The organism is Kribbella sp. CA-294648, from assembly GCF_050943845.1.
In the GTDB taxonomy this organism is placed as follows: domain Bacteria; phylum Actinomycetota; class Actinomycetes; order Propionibacteriales; family Kribbellaceae; genus Kribbella.
The window spans coordinates 1,823,448-1,848,229 of the sequence record NZ_CP191981.1 but is presented as its reverse complement, the minus strand read 5'-3'; the positions used below and the strand labels follow the sequence as shown (position 1 = coordinate 1,848,229).

Annotated in this window: 24 protein-coding genes and 2 pseudogenes; 10 read left to right on the top strand and 16 right to left on the bottom strand. The window is 63.7% G+C overall.

Annotated features, from left to right (window positions below):
• Nucleotides 1–34: 34 nt before the first annotated feature.
• A complete protein-coding gene (locus tag ACQPYM_RS09000) occupies nucleotides 35–997 on the bottom strand; it encodes an ABC transporter substrate-binding protein (protein ID WP_433017756.1) in 963 nt (320 codons plus the stop codon).
• Between the two features lie 300 nt (nucleotides 998–1,297).
• On the opposite strand from ACQPYM_RS09000, the gene ACQPYM_RS08995 reads away from it, so the two are divergent.
• Together ACQPYM_RS08995 and ACQPYM_RS08990 are read left to right on the top strand one after the other, a co-directional pair.
• Nucleotides 1,298–2,152, top strand: a complete 855-nt coding sequence (locus tag ACQPYM_RS08995; RefSeq protein ID WP_433017753.1) for an IucA/IucC family C-terminal-domain containing protein — start codon at nucleotides 1,298–1,300, stop codon at nucleotides 2,150–2,152.
• Between the two features lie 464 nt (nucleotides 2,153–2,616).
• Nucleotides 2,617–2,769, top strand: a complete 153-nt coding sequence (locus ACQPYM_RS08990) for a hypothetical protein (RefSeq protein ID WP_433017750.1) — start codon at nucleotides 2,617–2,619, stop codon at nucleotides 2,767–2,769.
• Here the strand turns inward: ACQPYM_RS08990 and ACQPYM_RS08985 are convergent.
• Nucleotides 2,766–3,402: pseudogene (locus tag ACQPYM_RS08985) on the bottom strand (IS1634 family transposase); the annotation flags it as partial. The gene ACQPYM_RS08990 and the pseudogene ACQPYM_RS08985 overlap by 4 nt on opposite strands.
• Before the next feature lie 200 nt (nucleotides 3,403–3,602).
• On the opposite strand from ACQPYM_RS08985, the gene ACQPYM_RS08980 reads away from it, so the two are divergent.
• Nucleotides 3,603–3,998, top strand: a complete 396-nt coding sequence (locus ACQPYM_RS08980) for a Mu transposase domain-containing protein (RefSeq protein ID WP_433017747.1) — start codon at nucleotides 3,603–3,605, stop codon at nucleotides 3,996–3,998.
• 355 nt (nucleotides 3,999–4,353) lie between these two features.
• The gene (locus ACQPYM_RS08975; RefSeq protein WP_433023211.1) at nucleotides 4,354–4,599 is read left to right on the top strand and encodes an ATP-binding protein; all 246 of its coding nucleotides are present in this window, start codon (nucleotides 4,354–4,356) and stop codon (nucleotides 4,597–4,599) included.
• 423 nt (nucleotides 4,600–5,022) lie between these two features.
• Here the strand turns inward: ACQPYM_RS08975 and ACQPYM_RS08970 are convergent, their stop codons facing one another.
• From ACQPYM_RS08970 to ACQPYM_RS08945, 6 genes are all read right to left on the bottom strand, one after another.
• Complete coding sequence (locus ACQPYM_RS08970; RefSeq protein ID WP_433017744.1) at nucleotides 5,023–6,381, bottom strand: cytochrome P450; 1,359 nt, start codon at nucleotides 6,379–6,381, stop codon at nucleotides 5,023–5,025.
• Between the two features lie 377 nt (nucleotides 6,382–6,758).
• Nucleotides 6,759–7,055: a hypothetical protein gene (locus ACQPYM_RS08965; protein WP_433017741.1), complete on the bottom strand. Its 297-nt coding sequence runs from the start codon at nucleotides 7,053–7,055 to the stop codon at nucleotides 6,759–6,761.
• Between the two features lie 271 nt (nucleotides 7,056–7,326).
• On the bottom strand, nucleotides 7,327–7,623 hold the full coding sequence (locus ACQPYM_RS08960; protein ID WP_433017739.1) for a hypothetical protein: 297 nt from the start codon (nucleotides 7,621–7,623) through the stop codon (nucleotides 7,327–7,329).
• A 6-nt stretch (nucleotides 7,624–7,629) separates the two neighbouring features.
• Nucleotides 7,630–7,875 (bottom strand): hypothetical protein, encoded by a 246-nt coding sequence (locus ACQPYM_RS08955; RefSeq protein ID WP_433017736.1) that lies wholly within the window; start codon nucleotides 7,873–7,875, stop codon nucleotides 7,630–7,632.
• Between the two features lie 492 nt (nucleotides 7,876–8,367).
• Nucleotides 8,368–8,577 (bottom strand): hypothetical protein, encoded by a 210-nt coding sequence (locus tag ACQPYM_RS08950; RefSeq protein ID WP_433017733.1) that lies wholly within the window; start codon nucleotides 8,575–8,577, stop codon nucleotides 8,368–8,370.
• Between the two features lie 238 nt (nucleotides 8,578–8,815).
• Nucleotides 8,816–9,382, bottom strand: a complete 567-nt coding sequence (locus ACQPYM_RS08945) for an RNA polymerase sigma factor (protein WP_433017730.1) — start codon at nucleotides 9,380–9,382, stop codon at nucleotides 8,816–8,818.
• Nucleotides 9,383–10,375: 993 nt separating this feature from the next.
• Here ACQPYM_RS08945 and ACQPYM_RS08940 point away from each other — a divergent pair.
• Both ACQPYM_RS08940 and ACQPYM_RS08935 read left to right on the top strand, forming a co-directional pair.
• Nucleotides 10,376–11,020 (top strand): anti-sigma factor, encoded by a 645-nt coding sequence (locus ACQPYM_RS08940; RefSeq protein WP_433017727.1) that lies wholly within the window; start codon nucleotides 10,376–10,378, stop codon nucleotides 11,018–11,020.
• Between the two features lie 264 nt (nucleotides 11,021–11,284).
• On the top strand, nucleotides 11,285–11,899 hold the full coding sequence (locus ACQPYM_RS08935; RefSeq protein ID WP_433017724.1) for an aspartyl/asparaginyl beta-hydroxylase domain-containing protein: 615 nt from the start codon (nucleotides 11,285–11,287) through the stop codon (nucleotides 11,897–11,899).
• Between the two features lie 76 nt (nucleotides 11,900–11,975).
• Here the strand turns inward: ACQPYM_RS08935 and ACQPYM_RS08930 are convergent, their stop codons facing one another.
• The 5 genes from ACQPYM_RS08930 to ACQPYM_RS08910 form a co-directional block, all read right to left on the bottom strand.
• Nucleotides 11,976–12,146 (bottom strand): hypothetical protein, encoded by a 171-nt coding sequence (locus tag ACQPYM_RS08930; RefSeq protein ID WP_433017722.1) that lies wholly within the window; start codon nucleotides 12,144–12,146, stop codon nucleotides 11,976–11,978.
• 77 nt (nucleotides 12,147–12,223) lie between these two features.
• Nucleotides 12,224–12,556: a hypothetical protein gene (locus ACQPYM_RS08925; RefSeq protein ID WP_433017719.1), complete on the bottom strand. Its 333-nt coding sequence runs from the start codon at nucleotides 12,554–12,556 to the stop codon at nucleotides 12,224–12,226.
• Nucleotides 12,557–13,593: 1,037 nt separating this feature from the next.
• Nucleotides 13,594–14,085: an RNA polymerase sigma factor gene (locus ACQPYM_RS08920; protein ID WP_433017716.1), complete on the bottom strand. Its 492-nt coding sequence runs from the start codon at nucleotides 14,083–14,085 to the stop codon at nucleotides 13,594–13,596.
• 608 nt (nucleotides 14,086–14,693) lie between these two features.
• Nucleotides 14,694–15,350: an IS630 family transposase gene (locus tag ACQPYM_RS08915; protein WP_433023209.1), complete on the bottom strand. Its 657-nt coding sequence runs from the start codon at nucleotides 15,348–15,350 to the stop codon at nucleotides 14,694–14,696.
• On the bottom strand, nucleotides 15,277–15,834 hold the full coding sequence (locus ACQPYM_RS08910) for a helix-turn-helix domain-containing protein (RefSeq protein WP_433017713.1): 558 nt from the start codon (nucleotides 15,832–15,834) through the stop codon (nucleotides 15,277–15,279). The genes ACQPYM_RS08915 and ACQPYM_RS08910 overlap by 74 nt, the downstream gene beginning before the upstream one ends.
• 448 nt (nucleotides 15,835–16,282) lie before the next feature.
• On the opposite strand from ACQPYM_RS08910, the gene ACQPYM_RS08905 reads away from it, so the two are divergent.
• From ACQPYM_RS08905 to ACQPYM_RS08895, 3 genes are read left to right on the top strand one after another with little or no spacing between them, the layout of a single operon-like run.
• The gene (locus ACQPYM_RS08905) at nucleotides 16,283–17,482 is read left to right on the top strand and encodes a JmjC domain-containing protein (RefSeq protein ID WP_433017711.1); all 1,200 of its coding nucleotides are present in this window, start codon (nucleotides 16,283–16,285) and stop codon (nucleotides 17,480–17,482) included.
• Between the two features lie 17 nt (nucleotides 17,483–17,499).
• Complete coding sequence (locus tag ACQPYM_RS08900; protein WP_433017708.1) at nucleotides 17,500–18,732, top strand: YcaO-like family protein; 1,233 nt, start codon at nucleotides 17,500–17,502, stop codon at nucleotides 18,730–18,732.
• Nucleotides 18,729–20,042, top strand: a complete 1,314-nt coding sequence (locus ACQPYM_RS08895) for a TfuA-like protein (protein WP_433017705.1) — start codon at nucleotides 18,729–18,731, stop codon at nucleotides 20,040–20,042. The genes ACQPYM_RS08900 and ACQPYM_RS08895 overlap by 4 nt, the downstream gene beginning before the upstream one ends.
• 169 nt (nucleotides 20,043–20,211) lie before the next feature.
• On the opposite strand, the pseudogene ACQPYM_RS08890 reads toward ACQPYM_RS08895, so the two are convergent.
• Both ACQPYM_RS08890 and ACQPYM_RS08885 read right to left on the bottom strand, forming a co-directional pair.
• Nucleotides 20,212–21,509 (bottom strand): annotated as a pseudogene (locus ACQPYM_RS08890) (IS701 family transposase).
• 281 nt (nucleotides 21,510–21,790) lie between these two features.
• Entirely contained in the window at nucleotides 21,791–22,396 is a 606-nt protein-coding gene (locus ACQPYM_RS08885; protein ID WP_433017702.1) for a TetR/AcrR family transcriptional regulator, read from the bottom strand.
• 75 nt (nucleotides 22,397–22,471) lie between these two features.
• On the opposite strand from ACQPYM_RS08885, the gene ACQPYM_RS08880 reads away from it, so the two are divergent.
• On the top strand, nucleotides 22,472–22,993 hold the full coding sequence (locus tag ACQPYM_RS08880) for a cupin domain-containing protein (protein ID WP_433017699.1): 522 nt from the start codon (nucleotides 22,472–22,474) through the stop codon (nucleotides 22,991–22,993).
• A 1,088-nt stretch (nucleotides 22,994–24,081) separates the two neighbouring features.
• On the opposite strand, the gene ACQPYM_RS08875 is transcribed toward ACQPYM_RS08880, so the two are convergent.
• On the bottom strand, nucleotides 24,082–24,735 hold the full coding sequence (locus ACQPYM_RS08875; protein WP_433017696.1) for a GNAT family N-acetyltransferase: 654 nt from the start codon (nucleotides 24,733–24,735) through the stop codon (nucleotides 24,082–24,084).
• Nucleotides 24,736–24,782 lie beyond the last annotated feature (47 nt).

The following is a 24,782-nucleotide window of genomic DNA, read 5'->3' as shown; positions in this document are numbered from 1 at the left end:
TTTAAACGCCCAACTCAGGGAACTTGACCCCGCCCTACGTCAGCGCCGCGATGGCGTCATCAAGTACATGCTGAGCGGATCCAGCTGCTCCCGATTGCCAATAGTTCTTGACGAAATAGACCCGACCGGTCTTGACCGCTTTTAACCGGCCCCACAGCGGATTTCTGGTTAGGAACGTGGCCTCTGCCTGTCGTTGCTCAAGGAAGATGACGTCGGCATCCAAGAGGTCAAGTCGCTCCAGACTAACGTCGAAGGATTGATATGCGTCGACCTTATGTGCCCGCTGCAACGCAGGTCTGAGCAGGCCAAGTTCGTCAACCACATTCGTGCCGAGATTCCGCTTGTACATCGATACGGTGACTTTGTCAGCAGCGATCTTGCCAACAGTCGCCTGCAGGTCCACGAGCTCAGGATGCTGGCCTTTGAAGTCGGCTACCCGGCGGTCATAGCTCGAGATGTATTTCTCAGCCGCCTCAGCCATGTCAACAACACCGGCTGTCGCACGCAGCGAAGATCGCCAGTCGTCGAACGACTTACGACCATCGGGGACGTCGTAGACCACGACTGGCGCGAACTCTTCGAGCTTCTTGATCACCTCGTCGGTGGTCTGATCCTTCGCCAGAATGATGACATCTGGCTTGACCGCACCCAGCGCTTCGTAGCGCGGTTCGAACGCCTCGCCCATCGCCTTAGCACCTGCCTCACGAGCCTTGGCCGTCATGAATGGCGACAATTCCGGATCCTTTTCGAAGAAGTCGAGTCCGAAGATGCCAGCCACTGTCGCGAGGTTCAGATCCAGCCCGATCAGGTTGTCAAAGGTGATCCAGTCCACCACCATGCGCTGCGGGTGAGCGGGAATCGTGACCGTCTTGCCACTCGCCGATGCCACCTCTCGCTGCCCGGAGATGTGAGTCTCCGATGCATTGACCCCACTGCAACCCGACAGACCCAAGCAGATCCCGGCAACAACCGCCAACATCCGATCCGCGAAACGCATCGATGCCTCCCAATAGTCGCAATGAACACCCACTGTCCAGCACTCGCGCTAGCGCTATCCAACTTCAGTACGCACTCAGTCGCGAGCCGGATCGCGAGCTGCTGAACGGGCCTCGCCCGCAGGAACCGATCCGAGCGTTCAGTGCGTATACATCTGAGAGGCAACGTCGGCTCCCGCCTCGACGTTCTGCGCTGCGATTCACAGGACCGGATACTGAAACGAGGTGCGCAAGCGGTGCACCGTGATCCCTTGGAGACACAGTCGCCCAGTCAATCAGGGACCGCGCTGCAACGTGGTCGCATGGCGACATCCACGTCCTCGACATCTGCCATCGCCACCACAGCACACCGCCTGCGTAAGCTCCTCCCGTACGCGAGCTTTGAAGTCGCTCCGTCTGCATCGGTCGGGTGGGTTGCGCTCGATCAGGTCCCGCTAGGCACCCAGTTGGACGACTGGCTGGACGCATTCCAGAGCACGCATGGTCACCGTTCGGTCGCCGGAAGCCTGCTGGGGCTGGATCTCGCCCGTGCGGTCATTCAGCCGACGGTGTCGGCCATGGTCCTCGACAACCGATGCCCCGACCCCCGGATCCAGAATCTCGCGGTCTCCCCACAGCCCAGCGGTGCGTTGGAGCAGATTGCCGTGCGTACCCACCGACTCGCTGTTCTCGCAAACGACGTCGACAAGAACGCACCCGAGGTCATCACGATCCAGCCTGATCAAGTTGCGCTGGCATCGTGGTGGGCTAGAACAGCCGTCAATACCCTGACCCCGCTCCTGGCGGGGATACGTTCACGAGCGCCTTTCGGTCTTCGAGGGCTGTGGACCAACGCGGCGGATGAAGTGACCGGCGTAGCTCTCTCGACAGCAGGACAGTCCGGCCCGGACTCGGATCAGGCCTGGCAGCAAGCGATGCTCCTGTTCGACGCGTTCGCCGAGTACGCTCCCGTCAGATTGTCTGCTCCGCAGCCGTTTCCGATTCGCCACAATCGACGCATCCACCAATTTCACGTCCGGGCGTCCTGCTGCCTGTACTACCGAAGCTCAGCAGCGTCCGCGGCTCTAGATGATCGGTACTGCGCTAGCTGTCCTCTGCGCGACGACGTTTCCAGGCGACAGCGCCTGGCGAAGTTCGTCGAGGCCGAACTGTCGTGACTGACGCCTCTCGCCTCTACGGCATGGCCGGTTCGGCAAGTAAGAGTGCGGTCCAGTAGTTATCCCAGCTCAGTTGCTATCAAGTACCATTGCCAGCCTTCGGTGTCCTCGAGAGGGACAGTGCAACCTGGCCAATTCGCCAATCAGCGTGGGACCAAACAGCAAATGCCTCGCGACTATGTACGGAGAGATAGCTTAGGAGGAACATTGTGGCGTGGGATGCGCGCCTGGGAGAGGAATTGAACCTCCGGCGGTCTACACAACGTTTCGTTGAACGTCAGGGCGACGGGTGCACGCACCTCCCGATCAACACCTCCTGGTTCGCCCTCTCGCACGTGGCCATTCGGGTGCCGACATGGTGAGGCTACATCGGCCTGCAGGCGTCCATCGCGAGTTTCGTCCGGGCGAATCTCGAGAACGTATGGAATGGCCGGCCGATCTCCAAGATCGTTCTCTCCGAACCGTTGGCCCGTGGAGGCATGGCCGTCGAGGTCATCGAACTCATTCGGCCGTTTCAACAGCGCGTGTACGCGATGGGCCTGGAGCACGTCGGGTTCGTGGTCGGTGCTCACGCGTTCCAAGAGTTCGTCGCTCCTGAGTTGGGCCAAATGCCTTAGTGCCCTGCGGTCGGGGCATGGATCGCGTTGAGGATTGCGGTCTCGGCAGGGCTGAGCCCGGGTGGGATGGTGGTCGTGACGCCGTTGAGCTCGACGGTCGCCGAGCGCAGTGGTCTGAGGGTGCGCAGGACGCGTCGTAGCGAGAGCCCGGTCCGGTTCTGCACGGCGCGGCTGACGGCGAGGGCGGTGAACACGATGGTGAGGTGGGCCTCGATCGCGTCGCGGGTGCGGGCGAAGACCGGCCGGGCACGTAGGTCGGTCTTGGACATCCGGAAGGACTGCTCGACCTGCCAGAGATCGTGGTAGCTGGCGATGACCTCGCCTGCGGGCATGACGCCGGCCGGGATGTTGGTGACGTAGCCCTTCAACCCGGCCAACCGCCGTGCCCGTGCGAGCGCCTTCTCATCGAGTGTCTGTGCGCCGTTGGTGGTCTTGACGAACCGCGGGGTGCGTGCGGCCTTCTCCCCGGCAACGACGGCCTTGGCGCGGTTCTCCTGCAGGGTCAGGGTCTTGGTGTCGCGAACCGAGCGCTTGGTCGAGTAGGCCCACCGCACGCCAGGACCCGAGATGCCGGCCTGGATCCCAGACGGGCTCGGCCTTGACCTTCGGGTTGCCTCCGCGGGGTAGCCGGGTGGACGAGTTCAAACCGGTGATCGATGACTGGCTGACATCGATGCACCGCGCAAGCAGCGTCATACCACCAAGCGGATCTATCACCGGTTGCTCGAGGAGCATGGCGCCGCGCAGGCGCGGATCTAGTACCAGATGGTGCAAAGCTAATTGGCCGAGCGGCGCGAGCAGATCCGGATCGAAGCGGGCCGCGGTATCGCAACGTGTTCGTCCCACAGACCCGCATCCCGGCGCGGAGGCCGAGGTCGACTTCGGCCCTCACCCAGCGGGTCGATCGCTACGCCCAGATCACCGTCCGCACCAACCACTACTCCGTGCCCAGTCGCCTGATCGGCCGACAGGTCCGCGTGCTGTTGAACGCCTCCTACCTGGTTCGACGGACGCACCGAGATCGCCGGCATGAACGCCTGATCGCCAAGGCCGGGTCCCGGGCTGGACCTGGACCACTACCTCTAGGCCCTGATCCGCAAACCGGCGCCATGCCCGGATCGACCGCACTCGAACAGGCTCGCGCTACTGGGAAGTTCACCCGATCCATGGACCCCTGGTGGGCCGCCGCCTGCAATGCACACGGCTACGCCCTAGCACTCGGGCACTGATCGAGGTCCTCTTGCTGCACCGGCATATGGCCACGCCCACGTGGTCGCTGCCCTGGCCGCGGCGCTCAAGGTCGGGGTCTTCACCGCAGATGTTGTCGCGCTGGAAGCCCGACTGATCGCCGACGCTGACACCACTATCCCCGGACCGAACGAGCCGACGAACCATCCGCGCGAGTTGGTGAAAACCGCACCGAGGGCGCCGCCAGAACCGTGACGTCAGTGACGCAGCGCCGGCTGGCGCAGCTGCCGTCCGACCGCCGGTCGCTCCCCGACATGTCGGTCTACGACCAACTGCTCCCCAGCCGCCGAGACATAAATCAGCCCAACGGCGATGCGGCGAAGCTAGCCAACGTAGCTGGTTGAGGCCTCCGACGACAAGATCCTCACCAAGACGATCGCCCGCTACGGCCGCTTCGACCTGCTATGTATTGACGAACTCGGATATATGCAGCTCGACCGGTGCGGCGCGGAACTGCTGTTCCAGGTGCCGACCGAGTGGGAGGAGAAGAACTCGGTCGCGATCGCTCGAATGAGTCGTTCGCTGGTCGGGGAAAGACCTTCACCGACCCCCGGCCCTGCCCCGCGATCGTCGACCGGCTGACCTTTGGAGGGAACATCATCGAGACCGGCACCGAGTCCTACCGGCTCACCCACAGCCTCAGCCAGCAATCCACACCCGCTCACCAACCGCCGGCAAGCACCCATTGGCGATATCGACGACGACTACCCCTGAACTCTGGGATGTTTGCGGGACACTACGCCGTCCGGTCATTCATCGACGAGGAACTACAAACCGCAGCAAGGTTGCCCGGGAGCAGGACCAGTCGTCGACCAAGCGGCCTCAGCCGGACGAGCTGGCCAAGGCGACCAGCCTGACGGTGAGCAGATCGAGCGAGCAGTCGCCTGGCACAAGAGCCACACCGGCCGACCCACCCCGATCACACCCCGCGGAACCACCGCCCACCGGCACACCGAGTTGCGGACATCGCGCAAGCCGAGTGGACCTGGTGTGGGCTTTGATTCCTCAGACTGGTGTTGCGCGGGGTCGGGTGTGCATGAAGATGCCGTCCTTGGGATGAACGGTCATGGCCGTGCGGGGCTGGGGGGTGTGTCCGGGCACGAGGCGGAGCTGATACTGCTGGAGGATCATGGTGATGGCGAGTTGGAGGGTGAGCTGTGCTGGCCCCATGCCGACGCAGACGCGGGGTCCGGCACCGAACGGGAAGTATGCGAATCGGTGGCGCGAGGCGGTCTGCTGGGGAGTGAATCGACCCGGGTCGAACCGCTCAGGGTCGGGCCAGAAGTCCGGGTGGTGGTGGGTGACCCAGGGGCTGATCACGATGAGGGAGTTCGGTGGGATCCGGTGGCCGTTGAAGGTCTCCTCCTCACCGAGAAGTACACGCGTGTATGCCCAGAACGGTGGAATGAGCCGCATGGATTCATTGATAACCTGACTGAGGTAAGACATAGCGGTAACGTCGCTGACGGTGGGTCGGCGGTTGCCGAGGGCTGTCTGTATCTCAGTGACGAGGCGTTCTTCAACGTCGGGGTGGGTGGCAACGAGGTTCAGACACCAGTCGAGGGCGCAGGCGGTGGTTTCGTAACCGGCAACGAGGTTCGCGGTGATTTCATCCCGCAGTTCGGTCTCCCTCAGCACCTCGCCACTGGCCTCGTCGCGCGCCTCGAGCAGCAGCGAGAGCAGATCCTGCTCGGCGCGGGGCCCACTGGCCCGCCGTTGCCTGATGATCTCCTGGATGACCTGGTTGATCTCCTGCTGGGCGTGCTTGATCCGCCGGTTCTCCGGGGTCGGCCATGAGGGCGGTATCTCCAGGAACATGCCCCTACCTGCCGCGGTCAGCACCCGTTGCACGCTACTGGTCAGCCGAACGACCTGCCTGTCGTCGAGGCTGGTGCCAAGCAGGGTGTCTAGCAACACGCCGAGGGAGATGCGTTCCATCTGGTGCGATATCTCGACCTTGCTGTCTGGGCGGCGGTCCCAGCCGTCGATCACGGCCGCGATGCGGGCGGTGATGATCTCGCCCATGACGTCGGCCTTACGTCTTTGGAAGGCCGGCTGCAGTATCCGGCGTTGTCGGCGCCAGTAGTCGCCGTTGCTGACGGTCAGGCCGTTGCCCATCAGTGTGTTGTAGTGCGCACTTGGCCGCACCACGATGTACTTCGCATTGTTCTTGACCAGCACCTTCTGAACATGATCAGGGTGGGCAAGCAGGTACATCGTGGTCGGACGCTTTAGCGGCAGTGCAACCACATCACCATACGTGTGGAACGCCTCCAGCAGGAAGTCCGCCCCCCTCTTGATCATCATCGGGGTAACGCCTAGCACCGGATAACCCTTCGGCCCCGGAGCCGCCATCGCTGTCATCGGTTCTCCTTGCAGTCCGGATCGCGAGGCTCCTCGTCGATGGAACAGGCCCACGCGCTGGCTTCGGTCTACCATCGGGGTGTGTGCCGCTCCGCGCCTGTCGACTCCAGGCATTCCTCCGAATTCTCCCACTCACCAGTACGCACACACCCGCCCACGCGGTTCATCAACCGCCAACCGACGAGCACGATGCCCCTCGACTCCGAACGTTCCGGCTGACCCACCCCGGTCAGACCCCGCGGAACCACGCTGACAGGCATGCCGACTGCCCGCATTCCGACTTTCGACACCGCCCCGTGCGGTGTCGAAACTCGTGTGAAGACGGTGTTAGCACTCGCCTGCACGGCCGGCGAGCAACCTGCAAGGACCGGGGTGCTTTACACGGCGAACATCCCAGGGGCGTCCGTGGAGTCGTGCAGGTTCTTCATCCGCTGTGCGGCGAGCGCCCAATTGCCGCGGTGCAGATCCAGTTGCGCCTGGTGGACCTCCAGGTCGCAGCTATGGGACCAGATCGCGTGCTCACGAGTGAACCTGAAGCCAGCATCGAGCCAGTCCGCGAGCTCGTCCAGCAGCCCTTCACGGGCGAGAGCACTGCGGCAAAAACTCGTAGACGCCCGCGCAGCCGATTCGTAATCGTCCGACTCGTGCGCCGCCGCAAGACTCCCTTGGATCAACGGAAATCCACGCGGGTCGCCGCCGTACGCGCGGGTGACTCCGGCGGTAGTTCAGGGCCAGCGACGCCAGATCGGTCCGGCCGACCTCGAGTGCCAACTCCCTGGCTCGGAGCAAGTTCCCGGGCGCGCTTCCCCGACGGGTGAGGGTCACCATCATTCCCCGGTACGCAGCGATCGACGCGAGTGCACTCTTCGGCCCACAGTTCGCCGCTAGAAGTTCGGCCCTCAGATCGCTGCCATAGCGCCCGCCGTGTCGCCTGCTAGGTACTGACTACGGGATCCTCGCAGCAAGGTCCGGCCAGTTCGCCAGCTCTCCCACCTCTTCCCGCAGCTTGATCGGCTCTTCTCCGACCTGAATTGCCTCGAAAGAGCGATAGGCGATGTGCAGCTCCCAGGCATCGTCGTCGAGAAGGTCCGCGCGCTCGAGCACCGGCATCCGCTCCGCATGCGGCATCACGGTCTCGAACGCGTCGACCGCCTGCTGATGCGCTCCGGCCTTCGATGCCGCCCGAGCCGCAGCAGGTGCATCGTCGATGACGGGTGGCGATATCGCGGGCCTCGGCAGCATCGTGGATCAACCTCGGCAGGTCGGGAGTCTCGTCAGCCAGCAAGACAGCGCGTTGAGGGCTCGGCGCCCGATCAACGGCAGGCTCTGCTCGATAGCGCGCCGAGCGATCTTGTGCCGGAAGCCGATCCCGCGGCCATATAGCACGAGCACGCCATACCGCACGGCCTCGGCGAGGGTAACCACGGAGTCGCCGAGCAACCGCTTGGCCTGATCGAGACTCACATGCGACGGCACCATGAGCTGCTCGGCCATTCGCAGGCACTCCCTCGCTCAGATTCGCGACACAGGCGAGGACGGCATTGACGACTGTCATCGGGACGTTTGCACTCTGCTCCGCGAGGGTCTCCGTCGGATACAACGGATTGCCCTTGGTCAGGCTGTGAAGCTCGACGGCATCGTGATCAGAGTCGGCGGCGAGCTGCTGGATGGCCCCCTGACACAAAGGGTCCAGAGCAATCCGGTGTGTCCGCTGATTCCGCAACTCGCCAAGTAGCGCTCGGAAACTGGCTCGCGAGTCGACGTCCTCAGGCCGGTAAGTGAGGACAGCACCAAGCGGGAACGATCGAGCCGGCGAGCAATGAACCGAAGGACGTCGATGGACACATCGTCAGCCCAGTGGACATCCTCGATGACCAAGACATGCCGACCCGGCCTGACGAAATGACTGGCAAGAGACTCCTATAGCCCTTCGCTTGACTCATCGGCGAGCGCCTGCTCGACTGACCCGCCCGTCCCCGGAAGGCTTCACGAATCGGGCCTAGCGGGGCGCAACAGGTTGTCGCATGCCCCGACTAGCAAAGGCACGCCGTTCCCGATCTCGGCCAGAAACGCACGGACAACACTTGTCTTGCCGATTCCGGCCTCGCTCGTGAGCAGCACCACCGAACTCTCGGGCACGTCGGCATCTAGCTTCGGCACCGAGAGCGGCTGGTCGCGATCCAGCAGTTGCTGCACCTGACTTGCACCCCCCAGGCGATCGGTGACCAGACAAACCCGCATCTGCACCCGGGCCTACCCAAGCGCATAGAGCCACCAGAAAGTCCGAGAACGCTACAGCGTAGCAACCAGACACTGACTGTCGCCGGTTCACCCCGTTCATGGACGGTCGGACAACTCTCCGTACGCGGGGATCGGCAGGTTGGTTCACCCGATCTGCCGCTGTTGTCGACGGCGCCTGACCGAATCGCGCGGCCTAGGCGAACGAGGGGACGGACTGAGAGCTCTCGCGCAGATGCGGAAGTAACCTCGCAAGCCGGCGCTGAGCGCGAAGAGTCCGGCTTTTTACGGTGCCGAGTGCAAGCCCCAGCTGTGTGGCGATCTCGCTCTGTGACAGGTTCTCGTAGTAAGCCAGCCGCAATACGTCGCGCTCCTCCGGTGAAAGCTGTTCAAGCGCCTCACGAACCTGCCACGACCGCCAGATCCGATCCATCGACGGGCCATCCGTCGACAGGTCCTCGATACGGTCGAGAGAGACCTCAGATGCCGTACGCCGTTCACGGCGGTAGGTATCCACAGCGGCGCGCCGGATGATCGCGTAGAGCCAGGGTTTGAGCGCGCGCTCGGTGTCGAATGTGTCGCGAGCCCGCCAAGCCTGGATGAAAGCCCGCTGCACCGTGTCGGCCGCCTGCTCCCGATCACCCAGCTGGTTCAAGGCCGTTACGTACATAGGGCCTGCGAATCGTTGGTACATCTCCAGCAGTGCGTTGTCATCGCCCTGCCGGAATCGCTCCTCCAGCGACAATCCGTCCGCCCAGCTCATGCTCGCCCCTCCTCTGGTCCCTTCTCAGAGTCGATCAGCGCGGGATGATGCGGCATCGGTAATAGCTACCTATCAATCCGCTTGCCCCCACCCAGAGCACGGCCGCTGCCTACCGTCTGGTGGACCAGCCGGAAGGCAATAGTTGGCGTTCGCTACCGGAAGCGCCCGGGAACTTCGCCGGCCAGTACAACGGTGCCGGACGATACCGGTGCGGCGCACTCGCTCTGCACCGTGACCCTGATCGTCGGTTAGTCGATAGGTCCACGCCCGACCACAGCACGACCTTGTCCGAACCCCGACGAAGGTGGAAGGTGCCGATCGGGACGGTACCGCGCGCACCTGTCACCCAGGCCTCGTACAACTGGCCAGCGGCCGCCGGCGCAGTCCTGTGACATCCATAGTGGATCTCGGCCCCAGATTTCCCGGCCGTTCAGCGAGATCTGGGCACGCGCAGCTGGCGCCAACACCGTACCGGCAAGAGCGAAGCTGTGCGGTTCACCGCGGGTCACCTCGTGGACCACCACCCCAGACGTCGCCACGACAACGATGCCGGCTGCGGCGAGCAGGATCGGACGACGGCGCCACAGGGATACCAACCGAACGTCGGCCGAAGTCGATTCAGAAACCGGCACTGGCGCCCTCTCGCCAAACAACGCGGCGACGATGCGGCCCTCGAGATCAGCAGGCGGATCTTCCCGGATCACCCTCTGCCGGAGCGCAGCTTCAACCGTGGTGAACTCGTCTTCCTCCGCCATGGCTTCCCACTTCCATGTTCGGAAATGTTACAAGGCATCACGAAGGTAGTTCGAGGCGCTCGGCGCGCCATACAGGTGGCTTTCTCGGCATGCCTCAAGAGAGCGTTCAAATCCCCACCGGGCACATTGCGCACCTCACACTTCCGCAACCGATCGCGCGTCCGGGCGCGTAGTGCAGACGACAGCGACAAAGTGCCGGGCCGCAGGCCCGGCTGATCTGAAGGTAGGCCTGGAGTCAATGGATGACGAGATCGGGTTCGGGAACGCGGACGGGTCAGCGCCTGGGGGTCCGCCGGAGCTTGGTGACCTCCTGACTACGGTCCTCCGTAGCGATGAGCTCTGGCAGGATCCCCCTGCATGGCTTGAGGACAATCTCTTCGCCGAAATCTCACCGACATCCACCGACCATTCCGGAACCGTTGTCCCACTGCATCGACGGATGACCGCCAAGGCCCACCGCGGGAGGCGATTCCAACTGATCGCGGCCGCGGCCGGACTCGTCGCGACAGCAGGCGCCGTTTCAGCCATGATGGCTCGTGCGGACGGCCTTGAAGTTGCCATGGCGGGCACCAGTTTGGCGAGCGAGGCCAGCGCGAAGGCCCGCGTCAAGGAAACCCCGTCAGGGGTCGAGTTCCAGCTCGATGTAAAGGGCTTGCCGCCGGCACCCAACGGCAGCTATTACCAGGGCTGGGTCAGAGGTGACGAGGGACAGGTCACGATCGGGACCTTCCATCTGCGGGGCGGATCAGACGACGTCGTCCTCTGGTCGGGCGTCTCGTCCCAGAGCTACCGCAAGCTGACCGTGACACTACAGAACGCGGCCGGTGGAGCAGCGTCCTCGGGACAGGTTGTTCTCGTCGGCGAGATTCCGGGCTCCAAGTAGCGGCTCGGAATCCCACCACCATCAACCAACAGGTGCAACCGCGCCGTACTGACTAGTGCGTCTGCAAACGTCGGGACAAGAAGTTGAGCCACAACGGCGGCGGTCGGGTGGCCCGGTAGCTGGGGTGTCTCGACGACGTTGATCAGTAGCTCGTCTGAAAGGATCCGGTTCAGTGACCAATCCCCCGACCCCACCCGTGCGCAAGACGAACTTGCTGCTCGACGCGCACCGCAGGCTCATCGACAGGTTCGCCGAAGATTCGACGTGCGGTTCTCCGAACCAGCCGACTTTCCGTGGATACACGATCTCGAAACCGAATGGAAAGTCATCCGTGACGATCTCGACGTCGCCCTCGCAGATCGCGAGCGGGTCCCCGGGTTCGCGACCATCTCACCGCGCCAGCGTTCCATCGCCGACGAGCGGTCGAAGACCTTGGTCTTCCATTTCTTCGGCCGGCGCGTCGATGAGAACTGCGCCCGGTTTCCGGCGACGGCAGCGGTTCTCGAGCGCATTCCGGACCTGACGACGGCGATGTTCTCGATCCTGGGCGAAGGTGCCCACATCCCGCCACACTTCGGTCCGTACAAGGGAATCCTGCGGTATCACCTCGGACTTCGAGTGCCGGAAGGCGCTGGGATCCGGGTCGACAATGAGACCCGCTCCTGGGAGGAAGTGCGGAGCATGATCTTCGACGATACGTTCGAGCATGAGGCCTGGAATCCCGGCCCTGGCGACCGTGTCGTCCTGTTCATCGACATTCTCCGGCCACTCCCGCGAGCACTCGACCAGTTCAACCGCGGGTTCTTCCAGATAGTGAAGAACACCGCAACCGTCCGAGAGGTTCAGTCGAAGGCGTCGGCCAAAAGCCGGACGGCTTGAGCCACGATTCCGTTGGCAGGCCAGGACCAGCGTTGTCCGGCCTGCAACGAATTTCTGGGGTCGAAGTCCTGGCGCGTCAGTCCGCTCGCTGCGCGAGGGCGGCCCGCACGCTGATGCTGACTCGGCCGTACCTGAAGCCAAGGTCTTCGTTGAGCCGGCGCATGTCTTCGTTGCGGCGTTGGGTCCAGGTGTAGAGCTCGGTGATTCCATTGTCGGCAGCCCATGCCACGCTTGTCCGCTTGAGCATCGACGACACTGACTTTCCGCGCCGTGTGCGACGGCAGCCTGAGCCAGCAGTGGCGGGAGTGGTCGTCGATGACGGTGTCAGCGTGCGGCGGTACCGATGTTGGGGTGGCCTTTGGCCGTGCGGTCGGTCCGTAGCGCGGTCTCGGCACGGTTTTGTCGCCTTGTTGTTTGCCCAGATAGTGCCAGCCACCGCCGTTGGGGATGTCGGCGAACAAGGTGGGCATCGACATGGAACAGCGAGCCGAGGTGGCCGTGTTCGTAACGGCGCAGCGGTTCGCCGGTGGCGCGGTCGATGCGTGACAGGCGGTTGATCCGGCAGCGCACCAGCACTGCGTGGACGGTGGAGGCGGGCAGGCCGACGCGGCCGGCGATCTGGACCGGGCCGAGCCGGTGACGCCACCGCAACCGCACGATCCGGCGTACCAGGTGCGGCGGGATCTTGGTGGGGCTGCGGCGTGGGCGGGAGCTGCGGTCATTCCCTCAGCTCCTTCGGCGCGGTACCGCGGGGCCCATTTGCGGGCTGTCTTGGAGGCGGCCATGAACACTTTCGCTGCCGCGGAAGCGCACGATCGAGATCCTGAAGGCGGCGACGAGTTTCTTCGTGCGGGAGAGCGACCCGCGACAGCGCTGATCTGCCGGTTCATCGCCGAGCACAAGGCTCGGTTCGGGGTCGCTCCGATCTGCACGTCGGAGACGCCCACGACAACGCACTGGCCGAGACGACCATCGGGCTCTACAAGCTCGAATGCATCCGCAAGGACTCACCGTTTCGCCGCGGACCGCTGACCGGTCTCTGCGGTGTCGAGGCCATCCGGGTCTGTGAATAAAAGTTGGCTTCGGCTTCTGCAGGTGGGCGTCGGCCGAGGCGGTGCATGAGCCGGCTGACGACCGACAGGTAGTTCACACATAACCGAGGGTGCATCAAACCCGGGAGGGTTCAATACTCGGACGTGTTCACACGGTGTCCAATAGTCCGGGCGCCGTGGGTAGACCGTTCAGGGGTATTCGCGCAGATCGACGGCGACTGTTTGCTAGCAGCCGATGGGATGCGGCGAGATCGCTGTCACGGAGGACGCTGGCTCTGGAGGAGCGCGGCACCGTCCCGGATCAAGACCGGACTGGGGCCTGCTACTGCGCAGCTACGAGTCGCGACTTCGGCCACGGCGGCACTCCCGATCGAGGTACTGACCGAAGGAGTTGCGTGCCCCGTGGCCACGGTGGTGAGCGGCGAGGCTGCACCAGACCACGACCACACCAAAGTTGGGCGATCCTCGTAGCCGCCGATCCCGACAGCCGTCGATCGCTGGCCTGTCGAGTGCCTCCGGCTGCGAGATAGTCAGGCCCGACAAGGAGCCTGTACAACTGGAAAGCGATCAGGGGTGTCGCGGAGAACGCGAGCCTCGCCGGCACCATGGGTCCTGTGCGGTGTCGCGGAACTCCTGTGCGGATCAGCTGACGCCGTCGCGCAGATGACCGAGAAGTTCGGCGAGGCGGCGCTGGCCACGCGAAGTGCGGCTCTTGACCGTGCCGAGCGCAATGCCAAGGATCGAGGCGATCTCACTCTGGGTGCAGCCGCCGTGGTAGGCCAGACGAAGCACCTCACGCTCGTCGGGATGCAGCTGATCGAGCGCCTGCCTGACCTGCCAAGCTCGCCAGGTCTCATCCATCGTGGCATCTTCGAACGCGAGATCTCCCTCGTTGACCGCAGGGCTGTCCAGCGACAGTTGCTCGGACGCACGACGTTCGCGGCGATAAACATCAATCGCGGCACGTCGGGTAATGGCGTACAACCACGGCTGCAGCTCCCGCGCCGGATCGAAACGCTCAGCCGCCTGCCATGCTTGGACGAATGCGCGCTGTACCGTGTCAGCCGCGAGATCGTGCCGGCCGAGCATCTTGAGTGCGGTCACGTACATCGGCGCCGAGAAGGTCTGGTACATCTCGCGGAGAGCTGACTCGTCCCCGCGACGGAACCTTTCGCCCAGGGTCGGCCCTGGATCGGTGGCGGTCGACATCACGCTGTTCCGGACAGGCAGGCCGAGGGTTCGGTGCCGACGAGCCCTGGTTCAGAGCAGGGGCTCGCCGTCACCATCGAGGAGATCCGTCGTGCGCAACGCTCGACAGCAGGAAGCGGTCCCATCTTCGTCAGCCCGAACAGCCCTGGCGCGACCACACCAGTCTGACTCCGACAGTGAGCCGTCCCCATCTCGTACCTCCTAGCCATCGCACGACCATCCGATCCCGACTCTCTCGTGTCACCCCATTGGTCGACATCGGTGGTTCTTACCTAGATACCTGTCGCTCAGGTACCTAGATGACGTCGGCTCGAGGTTGCGGACTCCGCCCCGCATCGCGCCGTCCGGCGTTCCGCGAACCGACAGTTGGAAGCCAGGCAGCAGTCCCGACCACCGCCGAACAGTTGGCACCGGGGCGCTGCGGCCAACCACGGACGATCGGGCAGTCGAAGAGGACATCCGAGTGCCCGATGGTGCGGATGAACATGCAGTACCTCGGGCGTCGGAGGCTCGCAGCTAGTAGACCGTCGCATCTAATTGTTGGGGTGTAGGTGGCGGAGTTTGATGCGTGCGTCTTGGGTGGTGAATTGCCAGTTGACCTGACGTTGGGCGGTGTTGGTGGTGTGTTGCCAGGCGGCGAGTTCGGTGTTGAGTTCGGCGAGGTCGTCGAGTCGGCGGTCCAGGCATTGTCGGGTGAGTGCGGACAGTTCGATCTCGGCGATATAGAGCCAGGAGCCGTGTTTGGGGGTGTGGTGGATATCGAGGCGCTGTGCCAGTGCGAACGCCTTGGCCGGATCGAACGCCTGATAGAGGGATCCGATGGTGTGGGTGTTGAGGTTGTCCATCACCAGCACGACCTTTTCGGCGTCGGGGTAGTCGACGGTGAGGAGCCGTTCGGCCTGGTAGGCCCAGTCGGTCCTGGTTCGCTGTGGCTGGGCGTCCACGCGCCGCCACCCTTGCAGGGGTTCGACCCAGCAGAAGATCGAGCAGGTGCCGCGGCGGACGTACTCGCTGTCTTCCTTCAGGTCTTGTCCCGGTGTGGCGGGGATCGGGTCGCGGGCGTGGCCGAGGAGCTGGTAGGGCTTTTCGTCCATGCACACCACCGGCCTGGCCGCGTCATAAGGGCGGGCGTAGACCGCGAGGACGTCTTCCATCGCGGCGGCGAAGGCCGCGTTCGCCGTGGGCGGGATGGTCCAGCACTTCTTCAGATGAGGACGCAGCCTCGTTTCTTAACACTCGCCCGATGCTGGAGTGATCCAGGTCCGGAATGTCCTCGACCAGCGCGACCTGTCTTTCCAACAGCCGCAGCGACCACCGTGTATAGCCTTTGGGTGGCTGGGAGCACGCCAGCGCGATCAGCCGGGCCTCGACCTCGCCGGTCACCGCCGAGGGCACGGGCGGATGCTCCCGCTGCTTGCGCGAGATCGTGGCCTCCACATCGCCGCCGGTCTCGGCGAACCGCTGAGCGACCAGCCGCAGCATCTCGGTCGAGACACCGACCCGGGCCGCGATCGCCTCCTGTGAATCGACCTCACCTACCGAGGTATCCAGCGCGAGCAGCACCCGCGCCCGCCTGATCACCGCGGCCGGACGCACCCCCGTCGTGGTCACCCGAACCAGCCACTCACGATCCGCCTCGGCCAACCTCACCGGACGCTTCACCTGCGAACCCACGACAACAATCCTGTCCGGCAGAGGGGAAGGAAGACCTGCCGTCCCAAACCTCCCAACCAGCCCTTCCAGAACTAAGCAGCGACACGCTACTAGCGCCAACTGTATCGACTCGTAGATCGACCATCACGTCGATGCGACCCTCCGAAAACGACGAATCAGCAACCGACGCCAGACTTCAGCAGCGGCTCGGCATCTGAATCGATCCGATCAAGCCCCGCCGTTCGTACTGGGCTCGTAGTCGTCACTGCTGAGAGAGGACCTGCCATGATCGAGGACGAGCAAGGCTCAGAGGAGAACTTCCAGATCGAGATCGAGGACATCCGCGAACCCGACTCGTACGCGGCTGAGGTCCTGATCATCCATCTCTTCTGATGCGTCTGCGCAGCGGTAGGGCCATGCCGCGCTGCCGCTGCCATCAGATGCCTTGCCACCACCAGGAGCGTCAGACATGGATTCCAATCTCCTTGCCCTGCTCGTTGACGATACTGAGCGGTTCGTCGCGGACCATTGGCTCGAGTCGCCGTACCTCGGTCGTTCCAGACTTCCCGATCCAGCTTCCCTGCTCTCGATCGCAGAGATGACCAAGATCTTCACCAGCACCGCACTGCGCGGCCCGCACATCCGCATCACGAAACGGGGCAAGCCGGTCTCCCGGCAAGATTATCTCCGGATGTTCCAGACAACGGCCGACTACATCCCGGACAGGGCAGAGCCAAGCCTGCTCCTAGGCGAGTTCGCCGCTGGCGCAACGATCGTGATCGATCGGCTTGAGGATTTCGCCTTGCCGGTCCGAGAGGCGTGCGACTCGCTCGCTCGCTCGCTCGCGACCTCGATGCGCGCCCACGCTTTCATCACACCGGCAGGTGAAACCGGCTTCCAGCCCCATCACGACCCGCTCGGAGCGTTCATTGTCCAGGTCCATGGCGCGAAGCGCTGGCGAGTTTACGAGCGCAGGGAAACAGGCGCCAGCGGCCAGATCTACAGCACCGACGAGCAAGGGCAACCACAGGACTTGCTTGAGCCGATCATCGACACCATCCTGCGCCCGGGTGACGTCTTGTATCTACCGCAAGGATATCCACATCTAGCGACCGCACCCGAAGTGATGTCGGTGCACATCACTTTCGTCTGCCAGACGTCAAGTTGGGCCATGCACATCCGCCCGCTCATCGACGAAGTCCTCCGCTCGCCGGAGTTCCTCCAGATCCCGAATCTGCTCTCGCCGCATCCGGATGACTTCCACGCTCAGGGACGGCAGCTCATCGAGGCGTTGGCGCGCCAGATTGTCGAGAGGGCACACCAGATCCAACCCGAAAGCCCCATCGAGATCCACCGTATCTCGGCAGTTCTAGAAGGTCTGGAGATGATCTCGCGTGGCGGCCCGCACCAAGTACTGGTTCATCCAATGCCAACCTTGCGTCACGTTGCCGTTTCGGAGACTGTCGACACCCTTGAGGTTCAAGGTGCAATCATCAGACTCCCGCACAGGTTCAGGCCTGCCCTGCAGCTCCTTTTCCGCGACGAAACGTGCCTGTTGTCGGACCTGGTGGCCGCGGTCGGGCTGAAGCCCGCTCTGGCTCTGGTGAGTCGACTTGCAGCCCACGATGCGATTTCAGTTGCCGGCGTGAGATCCGAATGCGACGTGTGACGCCCACGAGCACGACCTTGCCGAGCGATCCCATCCCGTTCGACCTGTTTACTGAAATAGCCTCTGTTCCCGAAGCGCCAGTAGTCGCAGGACAATCAGACCTCGGGCAATCAACTTCAAAGGCAATCACTATTGGCACCCACCGGCTAGCCGATGCAGAGACGACCTGGCAGCTCGCCAAGCAAGCCTTCTCTACCGTCGGCATCAGCCGGGTTGCGGATCTGACCATGCTCGACGAGATCGGAATCCCTGTCTGGCAGGCCGTTCGGCCGAACGCGGCGACTCTCGCTGTCTCGCAGGGAAAAGGGATCAGCCACGACCTCGCCCGGGTGTCCGCGGCGATGGAGGCGATCGAGTTGTGGCACGCCGAACAAGTCCTGGATCCGGTTGTTGTCGATTGCGTCGCCGATCTAGGCCGCGGCCTGCCGTACGACATACGACGGTTGCATCTCGTCAACGGAAGCTTGCTGACCGACCGTCTGCGGATTCCATGGATCGAGGGAACAGACCTCCTGGCGGATGAGCGGATTCTGGTACCACGCGACTACGTCTTCCTCAACGACGTACAAACCTCCGAACTACGCGCGCCGCTCTTCGTCCAGTCCAGCAATGGTCTGGCGAGCGGGAACTCTCTCAACGAGGCAATCCTGCACGGTCTACTCGAGGCACTCGAGCGAGATATGACGTCCAGCGTCAACAAACCTTCGGATCGGCAGAGCTACCGACTCGCCTTGGACAGCATCGGAGGTGCTTGCAGCGGACCACTCGTAGACAGGCTTCGGTCGGCGGACATCCACCTTCGGGTCATCGAGTGCGGTTCCAGCGAAGTTGCCTGCTTCGCGGTATCGATCTGGTCCGCAGCTTTCCCTTTCGTTTTTGACGGATTCGGATGCCACTTCGACAGCGACGTGGCGATGACCAGGGCGCTTACCGAAGCCGCGCAGTCACGCCTCACTGCGATTGCCGGCGCGCGCGACGACCTGCCCCGGACGATGTACCGAGAGGCAGCGCGAGGCCAAAGCCATGGTCCACCTTGGCCTTCCGCGGCCCCATCGGCTCGCAGGTTCGCTGACATCCCGACGACGCTTCGTCCCTCGATCGAGGAGGACCTAGAGGCGGCAGTCCTACACGTCGCCGAACGAACCGGACAACACCCGGTAGCTGTCGACCTCAGCCACCCAGATGTCGGACTCCCAGTGGTCCGACTAGTGACTGCGGGCTTGACCATGGGAGGGCATCGATCAACTTGACCAAGACCTATGTCTTCATCGGTCCGTCCGCAGGCCCGTTACTCAGCTCAGCCGCCCCGATGGACGGCGTTTCGCTCCTGCCACCAGCGCAGGCCGGCGATCTACTCAACCTGGATGTATCGACGGGAGACCTCGTAGTGCTCGTCGATGGCTACTTCTACAACAGGCCCGCAGTTCGGCACAAGGAGATCCTGTACCTGCTAGATCGCGGCGTTCATGTGCACGGTGCGGCCTCGATGGGGGCTCTGCGGGCTGCCGAACTGCACCCCTACGGGATGGTGGGGCACGGCACGGTCTTCGCGGCGTACCGCGATGGACATCTGGTCGGTGATGACGAGGTGGCAGTCCTGCACGCCGACGCCGAGAATTGCTATCGCCCTCTCACTGAGGCTCTCGTGACAATCAGGCACAAGCTGCGATGCGCTGTCACCGCCGGAGTCTGTGATCCTGAGCTGGCACACTCCGTCATCCGGACTGCGAAGGCGGTGCACTTCTCCCGCAGAACCTGGAGGACAATTCTGACCCGCGCATCAACGGGAACGGCGTCCGCACCTGCTATCGCGAAGTTAGAGGACTTCCTTCTGACCTGCTCAGCCGACATCAAGCAGGCCGACGCCGCGTCAGTCCTGTCAAGCGTCGAAGCCGGCAACCTCGCGGCCAGGCCTGGATCATCGACAGAGTGGATATTCCAGGAGACGTCGATGTTTCTGCAATGGAAGTCTCCTGAACCGGAGTGGTTGCGCTTGTGTCGGCTCTTCGCGACGGACTACCCAGCGTTCCATGAGGCGGCAGCACTTGCGGACCTAGAACAACGGGGCCCACGGACGGCAACTGTCGGCACGGCGGGGAAACTCACGGTAGCTCTCCAGTTCGCTGCAGACGTCCCCCTGATCGACCTCACCGCACCGCCTTCTTACTACTCGGCTTGGCTGCTGAGCGCCGAGCGTACTCTGCCGACCGAAATCCAGATGGCGAAAGTGGCGGCCCGCTCGCTCTACGGCGAGCGCACCCGTCTCAAGATCGACCCAATGCTCCAAGCGGCAACAACGAGCCCCGCACACCTCGAAGCCAACAAGCACCTACTCATGATCAACAAGTACAGATCGCAGGCTTCCACATTCGACCAAGAACTGGATCCTCAGCGCATCATCAATTGGTTCCGGGAACGCTGGGGAGTCGAGGCTGCGGACGTTCTTCCAATGGTGCGTGCTAGGGGATTCGACAACATCCGTTCCTTCCTGCACGCAGCCCGGCCGTACTATTTGGTTGACCGCTACCACCAGATGATTCATCTCAAGATGACGTCATGAGTGCCATCGTAGCCAAGTAGGCAGGCCGCTACAGTATCGAACGGATGGCGACGGCCGCGAGACATACCTTTGCCATGGCATCGCGACGTTCGATATTGGCGCCGCCGATCAACTTCGGTGGACCTTTGATTCACAGCAACGCGAGCTCGCCCAAATGCCCACCCTAGTACTACAGCCGTAGATCGTGATTGCGTTCCTGTCGCGCTTGGTAGTGGCAGCGTCTGGCTCGGTGTTGGTGGCGTCGGCGGAATCGGCTCCATCGGGCGATGTGCAGCTGGTCGTGGATGGGGCGGGTGAGTGCTGCGCGGAGGTGCCGGATCTCATTGCAGGTAAGGGGAATCATCGTGTTTGGTGTTCGGTGTCACTGGGTGTGGTGCCGGCGGTGTGAGTGGTGGTTGGCTGTCGGGCTCGTGCGGCGGTGACGGCGAGGAAGGCGTGGGCGAGCATGGCCAGGGTGGTCCAGCGGTGCCATGAGGTCCAGGTGCGGACCTGGTGTTCGTCCAGGCCGGCGCAGCCCTTGCCGGCTTGGAAGTTCTCCTCCACCCGCCAGCGGGTCCCGGCCACCCGCACCAGTGTTGCGAGCGGAACGGCGGTGGTGGCGTGGCAGAGGAAGTAGGCCAGCTCACCGGTGTGCAGGTTGCGCCGCAACAGCAACCAGCGGTGCTGGGTCGGCTCACTGTCGCTGATGCTGGTGAAGGCCCAGGCGTAGAGCCGTTCGCCTTTACTGCCGCGGCCCGCGGACAGGATCTGCCAGCCGTTGCGTGGGATCTGTTCGACGAACCTGTCGGCGCGTAGCTTGCCTGGCGGCGTGGGGATCTGGGTGTCGCAGGAGACGGCCATAACGTAGTTCAGGCCACGTACTTCCAGTGCGTGCCGAAGCTCGGGGTTGTCGCCGTATGCCTCGTCGGCGGCGATCCAGCCCACGCCGGCGCCAGCGGCCAGTACCCGGTCGGTCATTCGCAGCGCCAGTTGAGGCTTGGTCGCAAACTCCGCATCAGCCGGAACTCCGGCCGCCGCACGCCGAGCCATATCCGATGTCCAGCACTGCGGCAGGTACAACTCGACATCGACGAACGCATGCCCGGCCGGAGTGGCCAGCGTGGCAAACACCGCGATCTGGCAGTTCTCGATCCGCCCGCAGGTGCCGGAGTACTGCCGCTGCACGCCCACGGTGCGCCGGCCCTTCTTGGCGTCACCGGTCTCGTCGAACACTAGCGTCACCAGCTCCGGCTCCACCCCATCAGCCAGATTCTCCACCGCGTAGGCGGCAGCCTCGGCCCGGACCGTCTCGTGGTCCCAGCTCGCCCGACCCAGCAGGTGCTGTATCCGGTCCGGGGAGCCATGGCCGGCATGCTCGGCCAGGCTCCAGCAGTTCTTGCGCGGCAGGTCTGCCAGCAGACCGTCGACAACGTCCCTGGCCGTCCGGCGAGTCTCGACCCGCGCGAAGCACCCTCCAACCCGTTGCATCAGCGCGCCCAGTTCCCGTTCCCAGATCGCAGCCTCTAAGCTAAGCGCAGCGGCCACCGCCGAATCTTCGGTTGTTCTCACAAGCACTGCATGATCAAGCGGTGGCCGCCTCGCGTCACACAGCCACGCCGATCCCAGATCCCTTACCAGGAAAGCGAATCAGCCGAGGCAACGATCCACCGGCTGTAGTACTAGGCGGCCCAGGCGCATTGCATGGGCCAGGGCAGTTCTCAGAAGCCGTGCTTGTGCCCATCGTCACGACGCTCGCTCACACGAAGCCGTCATCCCGCCGCCGCGCCGACCATTGCCTCCATGAGATCGGCAGCCTCTTCGCTCGTGAGCGATCCCTCCCGGACGAGCGAGTGCCATGTCACGAACGAGATCGCGTGGCCGACGGCTGCCGCCGTGCGCACGCGCACACGACCTCGCTCGCGGCGTCCCGTCATCAGTGAACGAGCGACGTGGCGGAAGTAGCCGAAGAACGCCTCGCGGGCCGCCGGCGGGACAGCATCGATATCGCGGATGCCTGCCGAGAGCATCGCCTCCGTTTCCTCGTACCACCGATACAGTTCGCGCACCGCGACGCGAAAGCGCTCGTTGGGTGAGGCGATGCCGACCCACGACGTTGGGTCGGGCATGGGATGCCGCTCGTAGTAGTGGGCGTTGCACGCCTCGAAGAGCACATGGAGATCGGGGAAGTGGTTGTACACCGTGGCGCGCTGCACGCCCGCGCGCTCGGCGATGGCCTTGATGGTCGTCTTCGCGGGGCCGAGCGTTTCGTGGAGCTCGACCGTCGCTTCAACGATTCGTTGCCGGGTCTCGGCTTCGGTGAGCGCACGCTTCGTTTTCCGGTATGGGCGTGGCGACACTATGTTCGCTGAACACATATGTTAGCCAATCTTGACAGGGCGCTTCAGCTGCTGCTTCATTGTACGCAGGTGTCAGCCAAATGGAGGTGCGGCATGAGTGCAGAGACTACAGCGGCCACGACCGTCAAGATTGTCCAGCCCAGTGAAGGTCGGCGCGGCGGATTGATGCCCGGCGTCGGGGTGATCTTCAAGATCGACGGTGCCGACTCCGGTGGGGCCCTCGCCGTCGTCGAACACCCCTTCGAGGTCGGCGGACTCGTCCCACCCCACGTCCACCACCGCGAGGACGAGATCTCCATCGTGCTCGAGGGCGAGATCGGCTTCCGGTCCGAGGACAAGGAGATCGTGCTCGGTCCGGGCGGATACATCGTAAAGCCGCGCGGCGAGGTCCACGCGATGTGGAACGCCGGACCGACGCCGGCGCGCATGATCGAGATCATCTCGCCGGCCGGACTCGAAGAGCTCTTCCGGACGGTCGTCGACCTGACCGAGCGCGGCGAAGCAGAGATGACGAAGATCGTCGAGCTCGCGAACCGCTACGAGGTCCCAATCGCGGACCCCGAATGGTTTGCGGACGTCATCGAGCGCTACCAGCTCTCCATGCCGACGCCTTAGTCTGGGGCCGCCTGGATGTATCCAGGCGGCCTACACCCGTTCGCGATGTACTACCTGCTCGACAGGAACACGATCACGATCTACGGCTGTAGTACTAGGGGGCATCTCTCACTGTCTGGACCAAGGCGATTGGCTCTCCATGACTGCCGCTTGGTACCGCGCAGCCTCGTGGTACCAAGCGGGAACTCGCGCAGCTCCTGCCAGCATCAGTCCGTTCGTAGCTGAAGCAGGACCTCGTTGTGATTCATCCCGGGTGGTACCTATGGGGTCTGTCGCGTCCAGCCCGGTGGAGTTTTCGTGGACGGCGAACCCGGGTGAGCACCCGTACCAACCACTCGCATAGTGGAGCAGGGTGTCGTTCTGGCGATCGTAGGTCGCGTGCTGCTACGAGTCGTACTCGACCGTGACCGGCACCGCGGATTCGCCTGCCAGCTTCGGCGCACCCCGGACGTCGCACCGGCGACGCAAAGGTCGCGCCGCTGCCGTCCGCCTTGGGAGCGGCCAGGGTGAGGTCATCGCCCGAGGTGATCCAGCGATCCGCCTCGGCCAGCAATTCCCTCTGCGAGGATGCCGCCAGCACGACCCTGACTGGTGCGTCTCCGCGTGCTGCCACCACCGTTTCATGGGCGCGGCGCCGCGGACGTAGGTTCGGCCCCCGGCTCGTGAGACGGTCTGTCGGGGTCACCAAGACCCCGCCGCAGCAGCTGGGCCGGCCATTCACGGCGCGGAGCCTGTCGATGCTGGCCAAGCACAAGCACATTGCGATCAGAGTCGAGTCGGTGCGCCAGATCCTCTACGTGGCTGGTGCCAGGTGGTAAGGACCGGACTTCACCCAGAAGATGGCTCGCGTCCTCGACCTGTACGACCATCCACCCTGTCGATGCGCGGGTGGCTACGTCGACAAGCTGGCCGCAGTGTCAACCTGCGGTCCGGGCCGCGGATGGTTCCCCGCCAGGCGCCCCAGCCAGGCTGGGCGCGATTCAACTGATTCGGCGGCGTGCGGCATATGTTTCGCCACACTCGACCTGGCCACCGGCCAGATGTTCTGGCGGTTCCGAGGCCGTTCGCAGGCCGGTCAGGCAAGGTCATCAGTCGGGAGATGAGGGATCAGGAAGAGGCGAAGCCTCCTCGGCCGTTGCAGCTGGAAGACGCCACATCGGCAGCATTGATGGACCGCTCGGGAGAGTGATCGGATGGCCACAATCGCGGTAGCCGTGCCGCAAGTACAGGCGTCTAGAGGCGACCGAGGCGGCGACCAAGTAGGCGGGAGTCATGGCTGGGTCGAGTTCGGCGTGCCGACGGTTCAGCAGTGAGGCACCGTAGCCACGACCTTGGCACGCGGGCATGACGGCGATGAAAGCCAGGTAGAGGTGCCCTTGTTCGGGGTGTACGTCGGCCATCGCCGCATCGAAGGCTCTGAACTTCGGCAGGTGTTTCTGTCCAACGGCGTTGGCTAGGCGCTGCTCGTAGCTGAATGGTTCAGGGCCAGGCTCGGCCAACCAGATTGCCATTCCAACCAGTCCGCCAGCCGCTCCGGTAGCCACCTCGACTGTGCCATTAGCGAGGCCATGTTCTACCCAGATATCGACATAACCGGGCAGGAGCCGATGTCGTGCATTCGTGTCTGGGATAAGCCACCGGGTGGGGGGAAGTTCTGAAAATGCAGTAGTCAGCAACTGTACGAGTCTGTCGTGATCGCTGTCGTCTGCCGAACGCATCGTTGTCAATTCGTCAATGGACATGCTGGCGCTCCTGCTGCTCTTCGGCAATACGGGTCTTCCTTGCAAGC